This is a genomic window from Variovorax sp. P1_H12_2 (genome assembly GCF_056405335.1).
Genome location: NZ_JBFUCI010000224.1, coordinates 1 through 10,209 on the forward strand (window position 1 = coordinate 1; position 10,209 = coordinate 10,209).

A 10,209-nucleotide genomic window follows, 5' to 3' on the forward strand; every position below is an offset into this window, starting at 1 on the left:
GTTGGCAGCTGCGTGGATCAGTCGACCCGAATGTTCGATTCAGCGATCACCTTCTCCCACTTGAGACGGTCGCGCGTGATGGTGTCGGCCAGTTTCTTCGGCGAGCCGCCTTCGAGTTCCATGCCCATGTCGATCAGCTTCTTCTTCACGTCCGGCTCCTGGAGGATCTCGTTCACGTTCTTGTTCAGCAGCGCGATGAATGGCTCTGGCGTGCGGGCGGGTGCCAGCAAGGCGAACCAGTGCAGCAATTCGAAGTTGGCGAAGCCCTTGGTCTGCGAGACGGGCGGCAGACCGGGGTAGGCCGGCGAGCTCTTCGCGGTGGTGACCGCGAGCGCCTTCAGCTTTCCGGCCTTGGCCATTGGCATCGACTCCGGACCGATGGCCATCATCACCGACACCTGACCCGACATCAGGTCTTGGAGCGCGGGCGCGCCACCCTTGTAGGGCACATGCGTCAAGTCGACGGAAGCCACGCGCTTGTACAGCTCCATGCCCAGGTGGCTGGGGTTGCCGGCGCCGCTCGAAGCGTAGTTGATCGGCATGGGCGAAGACCTTGCAAACGCCGTGAGTTCGTCGATCGAATTGACCGGCAGCGAAGGATGGACCATCACGACGCTGGGCAGGGTCACGGCCATCACGATCGGCGCGAGATCCTTCTCGGGGTCGTAGGCGAGACGTCCCTTGTAGAGGGTCGGGTTGACCGAAAGCCCCGCTGTGGAAGCCAGCAGGATGGTGTAGCCGTCCGGGGGCGCCTTGGCGACGAAACCGGCGCCGATCTGTTCGGTGGCGCCCGGCTTGTTGTCCACCAGCACCGGCTGCTTGAGTCGCTGTGACAGCTGCTGCCCAATGAGTCTCGCCACCGTGTCGGATGCGCCGCCGGGCGGGTACGGAACCACGAGGCGGATGGGCTTGTCGGGGTAGTCCGCTGCTGCCGATGCAAGGCCGGTCATCACCAGCGAGAGGGCACACACCACACGAGTCAATGAGATCTTCATATGCATCCAATCAAAAGAACGAAGACTCATCGTATGAACTTGCCGACGTGCTAGATAGCGAGAAATTCGCATCAGGCAACATGACGAGAATCTATCAAGTCGAGGCGTCGCGCACGGCAATGATGCAGATCACTTCGGCGTGATCTTCGCGGCCTTCACCAGGCGTGCGTAGTTGTCCGCGTCCTTGCGGATGAACTCCCTGAAGGCATCGGGCGAGTCCCCCACCGGGATGAGCGAGGTCTCTTCGAGCTGCCGGCGCAAGTCGCCGCGCAGCGCGTTCTTGATCGCCGTGTTGATCCGGTCAATCACGGCACGGGGTGTGCCGGCCGGCGCGGCGATGCCGGTCCAGGTGACGACTTCGAACTCGGGCAACCCCGCCTCCTTCATCGTGGGGACGTCCGGAAGCAGCGGCGAGCGCTGGCTGCTGGTGATGGCCAGCGCTCGCAGCTTGCCGCTCCTGGCATAAGGCAAGGCCGTCGGCGAGGTGTCGAACAGCATGTCGATCTGCCCGCCCATGAGATCCACCAGGGCCGGGGCGCCGCCCTTGTACGGTACATGCAGCAGATCGACGCCGGCCTGCTGCATGAAGATCTCGGTGGAGAAGTGCTGGGCAGAGCCGACGCTGGCGCTGCCGAAACTCAGCTTTCCCGGACGCGCCTTGGCCATCGCGATCAGCTCCTTGACGCTGTGGGCGGGCGACTGGCTGCCCACGACCAGGATGTTGGGCTGATCGACGATCCGCATGATCGGCGCAAAGGCCTGCAACGGATCGAAGGGTGGATTGGCATACAGGAACTGGTTGGCGGCGAAGACACCGGCGCTGCCGACGAGCAGCGTGTAGCCGTCCGGAAGTGCCTTGGCGACATAAGCGGCACCGACATTGCCCGAGGCGCCCGGCTTGTTGTCGACCACGAAGGGCTGCTGCAGGGCGTCCTGCAGGCTCTTGCCGATCAGGCGCGCGACCAGATCCACGCTGCCGCCCGGAGGAAACGGAACGATCAGATGCACTGGCTTCGTCGGGTAGTCCTGGGCGGTCGCACACTGGACGACGAACGCCAACAGCACGGCGAGCAGCTTGCTAGGCATTGCAGGGCTCCGCCGACGGGGCGCGAGACGGATGCAGTGCCGCGYTGACTTCGGACGCGATGCCGAGCAATGCGTGATCGTCGCCCGCACGGCCGACCAGTTGCAGCCCGATGGGCCGCTCGTCGTTGTCCTGATCCGTCGGCAGCGCGATGCCGCACAGCGCGAGCAGGTTGATCGGGCGGGTGAAGTGGACCGGAGCCAGGTTGTGGTCGATGTCCTCGAGTCGCGGCGCGGTCATGGCCGTGGTGGGCATGGCGATGGCGGACAAACCGAGCCGGTCCATCTCGCCAGCGAAGGCCTGTTGCCAGCGCTTCGCGGTGGCCTGGGCCTTCAGGTACTGCACAACCGTGGTCTCCCGAGCGGCGATAAGCCGGGGCCGCACTGACGGGTCCATCGGCGCGTCCGGGTCGTCGAGCAGGCGGTCGTTCACCCATGCACCCTCGGCGATCATGATGGCGTTGGTGGGCTCCTTGAACGCAGCCAGGGGTGCCGGGAAGCGGAACGGCACCAGGGTGAAGCCCGCCGCTTCGAGGCGTTGCAGGTTCTGTGCGTAGCTGCGAGCGACCGCTTGCGCGAGGGGCGCGAGCTCATCCGCTTCGAGGACGCCGATCCGCTGTGGAGCATCGGCGTTCGCAGCGGGCGCGCCGACCAGTGCCTCGAAGCACAGCCGCGCATCCTGCACCGACGACGCGAGCAGGCCCAGGCTGTCGAGGCTGTCGCTGAGCGGGTAGACGCCGCCGCGCGGCAGCGCATCGATGGTCGGCTTGAAGCCCACGATGCCGCAGAACGCGGCGGGCACGCGAACCGAGCCGCCGGTGTCGGAGCCGATCGCCCACGGTACCAGGTGGGCGGCCACGGCGACCGCCGAGCCGCTGCTGGAGCCGCCAGGTGCCAGGGTGTCGGTGGCGCGGCCGGCCGGATTGCGCGGCGTGGCCATGTGCGAATTGGTGCCCCAGGCGCCCAGCGCGAGCTGCACCATGTGGGTCTTGCCGACGATGACGCCGCCGGCGTCGACGATGCGCCGGACGATCTCCGCGTCCTGCTGCGCGATGTTGTCCGACAGCATCGGGGAGCCGGCCGTCGTGGGCTTGCCCTGGATGTTCACCAGGTCCTTCAGCGCCACCGGGATGCCGTGCAGCGGGCCGCGGTCGCGGCCGGCGCGGAGCTCCTGGTCGGCCAGGGCCGCGGCGGCCAGGGCCTCGTCCTCGTAGACCGCCAGGAAGCTCTTGAAGTGGCCGTCATGCGCGGCGATGCGGCGTAGGCACTCGCGCGTGAGCGCCACCGAAGTCGTCGTGCCGTTTCGCAAGTCGCGTGAAAGCTCCGCGATCGGTGCGAAGGCGGGCGGTCGGGTCGGGTCGGGATTCGTCATGCGGCTGCTTCCTGAAAAAAGAGTTGTGTGTCCAGAATCTGGGGATAGGTCTCGCCTGCGCGCAGCCGAGCCAGCGTCCGCTGTTCGGCCTGCTGCAGGGCGATCGCGCGGTCGGCCAGGGCCCGCGCCTCGTCGGGCGCCATCACCAGGATGCCGTTCTCGTCCGCCAGCACGGCGTCGCCGGGATACACGCGCACGCCGCCGCAGTCCACCGGCAGGCAGAAGCTGCCCGACCGCCCGCCGGCGCGGGTGGTGCGGGCGCTCAGGCCGCGCGCCCACACCGGCACGCCGAGTTGGCGCAGATCCTCGATGTCCGTGACGCAGCCATCCACCACCACGCCCGCGACCCCGCGAAGACGCGCGGCCAGCACGCTGGCGCCGCCGATGCACGCGATGGTCTCGTCGCCCGCCCGGTCGACGAACAGGAGGTCGCCGGCCCTGAGCTGCCCGAGCGCGTGATGCAGGATGGAGCCGTCGGAGCCTTCGCAGCGCACGGTGACGGCGGTGCCGACGCTGCGCGTCACGGCCGCCATGGCGCGGATGCGGCCGTGCAGGAAGCCGAGTTCGTGAAAATGGCCGATGGTGGCCGGTTCGGCCTCCTTCAGCAGGGACAGCAGCTGCGGCGCGCAGGGTGGCGGCAGCTCTCCTATTTGGATGCCAGTCATTTCGGATATCGTCGTTGTCGAATGATGGCCATCCTAAGTACACGCCCCCGACACAGATACTGATCAATTCTCAAGATGGTTAATACAGGTTCCTTATCAACGAGGTTCACCCTGCACCAGTTGCAGGCCTTCGTGTGGACCGCGCGTCTGGGCACGGTGCACGCGGCGGCGCGGCACCTGCACCTGACTCAGCCCGCGATCTCGCACCGCATCCGCGACCTGGAGGAGGAACTGGGCGTCCAGCTTTTCGAGCGTCAGAACCAGCGCCTGCAGGTGACGGACCTCGGGCGCAACGTGCTGGTCTATGCCGAGCGCGTGCTGGCCTCGGCGCAGGACATGGCGCGGCTCGACCTGCGGCGCACCATCACGGGGCTGGTGCGCATGGGGGTGGACGAATCCTGCGCCATCATCGGAATGCCGCAGATCCTCAAGGACATCAAGGACGGCTATCCGGCGCTTCGCGTGGACCTGACGGTGGGCGGAGGCGCCCAGTTGCTGCAGAAGATCAACAACCACGAACTCGACATCGCGCTGCACACCGGGCAGAGCAGCCAGCCCGACGTGACCAGCCAGTTCATTGGGCTGACCCAGCACCAGTGGGTGGCGGCGCACGACCTGATGGTGGCCGATGAAGACTTCGTGCCGGCCCACGCGCTGAATCACCGCATCGTCTGCAATGCGCCGCCGTCGACGCTGCATGAATCGGCGTCGCGCTGGCTGGCCTCGGACGGTTATGCCTTCGAGGAGTACAGCAGCTGCAATTCGCTGTCGCTGATGGTGGCGTTGGTCGCCTCCGGCCACGCGATCGCCATGCTGCCCGCATCGATCACGCGCCGGCAGATCGCCGAAAAATCCCTGCGGGTCTTGCGCGCCAAGCCGGCCGTGCCGCACGTGCCCTATTACTTCTCTTACCTGGCGCATCACCGCAGCGAGACGACGGCGAGGATCCTGGATATTGCGCTGCGCAACCTCAAGGAGGCGGGTTTCTTCCCAGCCGACGATGCAGCTGAAGGTGTCGATGAGCGTGGGTAAGGGATGAGTTGAAGAAGCGCGAGAAAGTGAGACGGTGCGGATTGCGGTCGGTATCATCGCCCTAATAATTAATTAATCAGCCAATCATGAACAGCAGGAAGAGCCAGCCCGAGGGGGACAAGACGGCGACCAAGCACAAGGGACCGGGACGCCCGGAGGGCGCGAGCGTCGTCCGGGAGGAGATCCTCGACGCCGCCGAACAGATGTTCGCGAACCTCGGCTATGCCGGCACCACACTGCGCGAGGTCGCGACGCACGCCAATGTGACGCAGGCGCTGATCAGCTACTACTTCGGCTCGAAGTTCGGGCTCTTCGAGGAAGTGTTCCTGCGGCGCGGCCAGGTGATCTCGCAACAGCGCATCGAGAACCTCGAGGCGATGTGCGCTGCGGGCAAGCCCAACGTGCGCGGCATCGTGCGCGCCTTCCTGCTGCCGACCCTGACGCTGCGCGACACGCCGCAGGGCCGTGCCTTTCTGCGGCTGCAGGCCCGGCTGCACACCGAGCCGCCTGAGATCTCGTACAAGCTGCGCACCGATGCCTATGGCGGCTCGACCCGGCGCTACGTAGAGGTGTTGCGCGAGGCGCTTCCGAAGCTGGGCGAGCTCGATGCCTACTGGCGCGTGACGCTGATGATCGGCACCTACCTCTATGCCTTCTCCGACACCCACAGGATGGAGGAGATGACGCCCAAGGGCCTCTACGACCCCGAGGACACCGAGGGGCTGATCGAGCAGGTGACGCGGTTCGTGGTCGGCGGTTTCGAGGCGAAGTGACGGCAGGCTAGGCGGCGGCCGCCAGACTTTCGCGCAGCGCATCCGAGCTCATCACGTCGCCATACTTCTGCTGGATGTCGAACAGGCTCGCATCGTGTGGCGCGATGGCGCGGTCGCCCACGCAGTCCGATAGCACGATCGGTGCGAAGCCCCAGCACATGGCATCGACCACGCTCGCGCGCACGCAGCCGCTGGTGACGCAGCCCGCCACCAGCAGGGTGCGCACGCCGCGCTGCGTGAGCCAGGGTGCGAGCGAGGTGCCGAAGAAGGCCGAAGGCACGTTCTTTCGCACCACCAGTTCGCCCTCCCGAGGCGCAAGCTCGGCGACGATGGCGCTGGCGGGCGAGGCTTCCTTCAGCGTCAGCACGCCGGGCACCTTCGCGCTGAAGATGTTGGCGTCGCCATTGTCGTCGGCATAGACGATGCGGCTGTGCGCCACCGGCCAGCCGCGCTCGCGCGCCAGCGCCAGCAGCGGCACCGTGCGCGCGATCGCGGGCGCGATGTTGCCGCCGCCGAACACGGCCGGGTCGGCGAAGCCGTTGACGAAGTCGACGATCAGGAGCCCCAGCGGCGGCCGCACGCCCAGGCCGGCACCGAAGCCCTGGCGCTGGTAGACCCGCGCCTCCTCATGCATGCGCGGCTCCTGCTGTCTCGTTCATGAGTTCCTCGACCACCTTGCCGTCGCGCACCACCTGCAGGTCGTCGACGAAGACGTCGCAGCGGCGCATCGGAATGTCGATGTGGCAGGCGGTGGTGCGGCTGCCGCCGGCCTCGTTGTTGGGGCCGAGCGAGAACAGGAAGTTTCCGCTCACCGCGCGCGCGTCCATGCCCAGCGTGGCCTCGCGGTCGTAGAGGCCAAGCGTCGACCAGTAGGCGCGCTTCTGAAGCCCCCAGCCGATGTGCGAGATCGCGTAGGCCTCCGGATCCGCGAAGGACTCGATGTACTCGCGCAGCAGCTCGGCCTCGGTGCCGCCCTCGATGCGGATCACGAAGCCTTCCTGCACCGTGAGCTCGATCGGCTCGCCCACGTAGGACTTCATCGGCAGCAGCACGTCGCTCTTGGCGAGCACGATTCGCCCGTGCGCGCCGCCTTCGTTGGGCCAGGTGAAGGCGAAGCCGCTGGGCCAGTGGTCCCAGCGCCCCGGCTGGTCGACGAAGCCGTATTCGGCGGTCACCGGGTATTCGCCCAGCGGGCAATGCAGGTCGGTGCCGCCGGGCGACCTCACGCGCATCGACTTGCGGCCCTTGAGCAGGGCCACGCCGGCCTGAACGCGATGGTAGTCGGACATGGTCGGCACCATGCGCAGCAGCACCTCGGGCGGCTCGACCGCGAGCAGGATCTTGGTGCCGCTCGCGAGGATCTCGTGCTGCTCGGGCGAGAACAGCAGCGTCATCAGGTCGAGCACCAGGTCGCTGGCCTTGAGCGCCGCGATGGCGGCGCGGTTGCCCGTGAGCGGCGTGGTGCCGAGGTAGGCCAGCGTGTCGCGGCTCAACGATTTCTCCGCGTTGACCGGCGGCAGGTCGAGACGGCTCACGCAGGCACCCAGCATGGTGGCGGCGGTGATCGCGCAGCGCAGGGTCTGCGGATGGGTGTGGTCGCTGGTGAGCACGGTGACGGCGTCGCCGGCGCCCAGCTTCGAAAGGGTCAGGACCTGGGTCCAGGCGCGGATCAGGTCGGTGTCGCTGACAGCCATGGGTTCTCCTTGGAATGCGATCGGTGATGGGGTGAAGGCGGAATCAGTCCAGCGGATGACCGAGGAAGTCGCCGAAGGCGCGGTGAAAGCCCTGCTCGTTGTCCCAGGGGATCATGTGGCCGGCGCCGGCCACACGAGCCTCGCGCAGCGAGGGCGCGAGCGAGCGCATCTCGTCCACGTCCGTCTCGCGGACCACGTCGCCGCGCTCGGCGGTCATGAGCAGCAGCGGCACGTCGATGCGCAGAAGGTCCGCATGGATGTCGTCGCGCTGGAAGTCCTCGAAGCTCTGCACGATCGCGCGCTCGTCGCAGGTGTGGAGCCATTGCGCGCGCAGGCGCAACTGCTCGTCGCTCCAGGTCGGGCAGAAGTCGCGCATCTGCTCGAGCGTGATGCCGTGGCGCGCGAGCCGGATCGAATCCACGTACCAAGGCAACTTTGCGGGATAGGCGCGGCGGCCCGGGCCGGACACCGGCGGGTCGACCGCCACCAGCCGCGTGAGCCCGGCCGGGCGGCGCCCCGCGGCGCGGATGCCGATGCGCCCACCCATCGAATGGCCGACCAGCGCGTAGCGCTGCAGTTCGAGCGCCTGCGCGAACGCGATCACGTCGGAGGCCTGGGCGTCGAGCCCGTAGTCGAGCGCGTCCGATGACTCGCTCAGGCCGCGGCCTCGGATGTCGAGCACGTAGGTGTCGAAGTGACGGCCGAAGCGTTCGGCGACGAAGCCCCAGGTCACGGCCGGGCTGGTGATGCCGGGCAAGAAGATCACCGCGTCGCGCGTCGCGCGCTCGCCCTGCGAGCCGCCATGGCGCAGGTAGTGCTGGCGGATGCCGTTGGCGTGCACCTGCGCGCCATAGAGGAATGTGGAATCGCTCATCCCGTGACTGCCTTGCGCAATGTCGAATAGGCGCCCGACAGCAGCGCCCCCGCGCCCGGCACCACCTGCTCCAGGCCGAGCGCGCCGAGCATGGCGTAGGTGGTGGCCACCGCGGCCGTGACCACCGGCTTGCCGGTCGCGGCCTCGACTTCCGCGATGGCCGCGAGCGATGGCATCTGCACGCAGGCCGACAGCACGATCGCATCCACGTCGTCGGTCCTCATGCCGGCGACGATGGCCGGCAGCTTGCGCGGGTCGTGCCGGCCCACCTCCAGGTTGTCGGGAATCTCGAGCGCGCGCCAGTCGACCACCTCGAAGCCTTCGTGCTCGATGTAGTCGATCACCATCTTCGTGAGCGGCAGCATGTAGGGCGCCACCAGCGCGATTCGCCTGGCGCTGATCACGCGCAGCGCATCGACCAGCGCGCCCGCGCTGGTGACCACCGGCGCACTGCCTTGGTTGCCTTCGGTGGCGGCCCGCAGGCGGGTTTCGGATTCGCGGTGGTAGCCGCGCCCCATCGCCATGATCGCCACCAGGCAGGCATAGCCGAGCACGTCGACGCGGGCATCGCTGAGTTCGAGCGCGCAGCGGTCGGACTGCGCGTCCATCGCTGCGAGTTCGTCTTTGTTGACGTGCTTCATGCGCATGCGCGCCGAGTGGAAGGTGAAGCGTTCAGGCCGAATCTGCTCGCGCAGCCGAAGCATCGCCGGGATCTCGGTCTCCATGGTGGTGTTCGAGCTCGGCACGATCTGGCCGATGCGGAAGTTCCTGTTGCTCATATGCAGTTGCTCCGGTTCAGGCCAGCGAGGCTTCGGTATCGAAGCGCTCGATGCAGCGCGTCGCGTCGTATTCGTAGACCCACTCGGCCTTGATGCCGACCGCATTCGGATTGCTCGCCTGCTGCTGCTGGAAGGCCAGGTCGCGCTGCCGCTGCTCCTCGGGCGTCGACAGGTGGTAGGTGCGGCCGCGCTCGCGGGCCTCGAGTTGCACCCGCGCGGTGCGCGGCAGCCGTTCGGCCTCGTAGGCGCGCAGCGCGGTGTCCTGGTCGGTGCCGAAGTGCGCCAGCGCGGCGGCCAACACGTAGGCATCCTCGATCGCCATCGCCGCGCCCTGCGACAGGAAGGGCAGCATCGGGTGCGCCGCATCGCCCAGCAGCGTCACCCGGCCTTGCGACCACTGCGCCATCGGGTCGCGGTCGAACAGGCCCCACTTGAAGATCTGCGAGGTGTCGGTGCGCTCGAAGAGCCGGATGATGTTCGGATGCCAGCCCGCGTAGGCRGCCAGCAGTTCCTCGCGCGTGCTGGGCTCGGTCCAGGACTCGGCCACCCAGTCGGCGCTCTCGTTGACCGCCACGATGTTGACGGCCGCGCCGCCCTTGACGTAGTAGGTCACGATGTGCGCCTTCGGGCCCATCCAGAAGGAGGCATCTGGGCTCACGAAGGGCAGCGGATGCTGCTCGACGGGCACCAGCGCGCGCCAGCACATGTGGCCGGTGAAGCGCGCATCGGTCTTGCCCCACAGCGCATCGCGCACGGGCGAGTGGATACCGTCGGCACCGACGATCAGGTCGGCCTCGAAGCTCGACCCATCGGCGAAGTGGGCAACAGCCCCATCTTCGTCCTGCGTGACGCCGGTGCACTGCACGTTGAAACGCACGCGATCGGCCGGGATGCCCTCGCACAGGATCGCGTGCAGGTCGGCGCGGTGTACGTGATAGAAAC

Annotated in this window: 11 protein-coding genes; 2 read left to right on the forward strand and 9 right to left on the reverse strand. The window is 67.5% G+C overall.

From position 1 onward, the window contains the following. Nucleotides 1-17: 17 nt before the first annotated feature. The 4 genes from AC1D2K_RS20855 to AC1D2K_RS20870 form a co-directional block, all read right to left on the reverse strand. On the reverse strand, nucleotides 18-995 hold the full coding sequence (locus AC1D2K_RS20855) for a Bug family tripartite tricarboxylate transporter substrate binding protein (RefSeq protein ID WP_478090735.1): 978 nt from the start codon (nucleotides 993-995) through the stop codon (nucleotides 18-20). 129 nt (nucleotides 996-1,124) lie between these two features. Continuing rightward, a complete protein-coding gene (locus AC1D2K_RS20860) occupies nucleotides 1,125-2,081 on the reverse strand; it encodes a Bug family tripartite tricarboxylate transporter substrate binding protein (protein ID WP_478090736.1) in 957 nt (318 codons plus the stop codon). Then, nucleotides 2,074-3,450, reverse strand: a complete 1,377-nt coding sequence (locus tag AC1D2K_RS20865) for an amidase (protein ID WP_478090737.1) — start codon at nucleotides 3,448-3,450, stop codon at nucleotides 2,074-2,076. Before AC1D2K_RS20865 ends, AC1D2K_RS20860 begins: the two co-directional genes overlap by 8 nt. After that, nucleotides 3,447-4,115 carry an RraA family protein gene (locus AC1D2K_RS20870; RefSeq protein ID WP_478090738.1) on the reverse strand — a complete coding sequence of 223 codons (669 nt, stop codon included), beginning with the start codon at nucleotides 4,113-4,115 and terminating at the stop codon, nucleotides 3,447-3,449. The genes AC1D2K_RS20865 and AC1D2K_RS20870 overlap by 4 nt, the downstream gene beginning before the upstream one ends. Before the next feature lie 75 nt (nucleotides 4,116-4,190). Between AC1D2K_RS20870 and AC1D2K_RS20875 the strand changes: the two genes are divergently transcribed. Beyond that, nucleotides 4,191-5,147 (forward strand): LysR family transcriptional regulator, encoded by a 957-nt coding sequence (locus AC1D2K_RS20875; protein ID WP_478090739.1) that lies wholly within the window; start codon nucleotides 4,191-4,193, stop codon nucleotides 5,145-5,147. Nucleotides 5,148-5,233: 86 nt separating this feature from the next. Continuing rightward, the gene (locus AC1D2K_RS20880; RefSeq protein ID WP_478090740.1) at nucleotides 5,234-5,920 is read left to right on the forward strand and encodes a TetR/AcrR family transcriptional regulator; all 687 of its coding nucleotides are present in this window, start codon (nucleotides 5,234-5,236) and stop codon (nucleotides 5,918-5,920) included. A 7-nt stretch (nucleotides 5,921-5,927) separates the two neighbouring features. Here AC1D2K_RS20880 and AC1D2K_RS20885 read toward each other — a convergent pair whose 3' ends face one another. From AC1D2K_RS20885 to AC1D2K_RS20905, 5 genes are all read right to left on the reverse strand, one after another. Continuing rightward, nucleotides 5,928-6,554 (reverse strand): isochorismatase family protein, encoded by a 627-nt coding sequence (locus tag AC1D2K_RS20885; protein WP_478090741.1) that lies wholly within the window; start codon nucleotides 6,552-6,554, stop codon nucleotides 5,928-5,930. Continuing rightward, a complete protein-coding gene (locus tag AC1D2K_RS20890; protein ID WP_478090742.1) occupies nucleotides 6,547-7,614 on the reverse strand; it encodes a 2,5-dihydroxypyridine 5,6-dioxygenase NicX family protein in 1,068 nt (355 codons plus the stop codon). The genes AC1D2K_RS20885 and AC1D2K_RS20890 overlap by 8 nt, the downstream gene beginning before the upstream one ends. A 43-nt stretch (nucleotides 7,615-7,657) precedes the next feature. After that, nucleotides 7,658-8,488 carry an alpha/beta fold hydrolase gene (locus AC1D2K_RS20895; RefSeq protein WP_478090743.1) on the reverse strand — a complete coding sequence of 277 codons (831 nt, stop codon included), beginning with the start codon at nucleotides 8,486-8,488 and terminating at the stop codon, nucleotides 7,658-7,660. Beyond that, nucleotides 8,485-9,267: a maleate cis-trans isomerase family protein gene (locus AC1D2K_RS20900; RefSeq protein WP_478090744.1), complete on the reverse strand. Its 783-nt coding sequence runs from the start codon at nucleotides 9,265-9,267 to the stop codon at nucleotides 8,485-8,487. Before AC1D2K_RS20900 ends, AC1D2K_RS20895 begins: the two co-directional genes overlap by 4 nt. A 16-nt stretch (nucleotides 9,268-9,283) precedes the next feature. Then, nucleotides 9,284-10,209, reverse strand: a 926-nt coding sequence (locus AC1D2K_RS20905; protein ID WP_478090745.1) for an FAD-dependent monooxygenase, incomplete at its 5' end; no start/stop codon positions are given.

Coding starts and splice junctions, on each gene's coding strand:
- AC1D2K_RS20885 (WP_478090741.1), bottom strand. CDS start 6,554: ATGCATGAGGAGGCGCGGGTCTACCAGCGCCAGGGCTTCGGTGCCGGC.
- AC1D2K_RS20870 (WP_478090738.1), bottom strand. CDS start 4,115: ATGACTGGCATCCAAATAGGAGAGCTGCCGCCACCCTGCGCGCCGCAG.
- AC1D2K_RS20890 (WP_478090742.1), bottom strand. CDS start 7,614: ATGGCTGTCAGCGACACCGACCTGATCCGCGCCTGGACCCAGGTCCTG.
- AC1D2K_RS20880 (WP_478090740.1), top strand. CDS start 5,234: ATGAACAGCAGGAAGAGCCAGCCCGAGGGGGACAAGACGGCGACCAAG.
- AC1D2K_RS20875 (WP_478090739.1), top strand. CDS start 4,191: ATGGTTAATACAGGTTCCTTATCAACGAGGTTCACCCTGCACCAGTTG.
- AC1D2K_RS20860 (WP_478090736.1), bottom strand. CDS start 2,081: ATGCCTAGCAAGCTGCTCGCCGTGCTGTTGGCGTTCGTCGTCCAGTGT.
- AC1D2K_RS20855 (WP_478090735.1), bottom strand. CDS start 995: ATGAAGATCTCATTGACTCGTGTGGTGTGTGCCCTCTCGCTGGTGATG.
- AC1D2K_RS20900 (WP_478090744.1), bottom strand. CDS start 9,267: ATGAGCAACAGGAACTTCCGCATCGGCCAGATCGTGCCGAGCTCGAAC.
- AC1D2K_RS20895 (WP_478090743.1), bottom strand. CDS start 8,488: ATGAGCGATTCCACATTCCTCTATGGCGCGCAGGTGCACGCCAACGGC.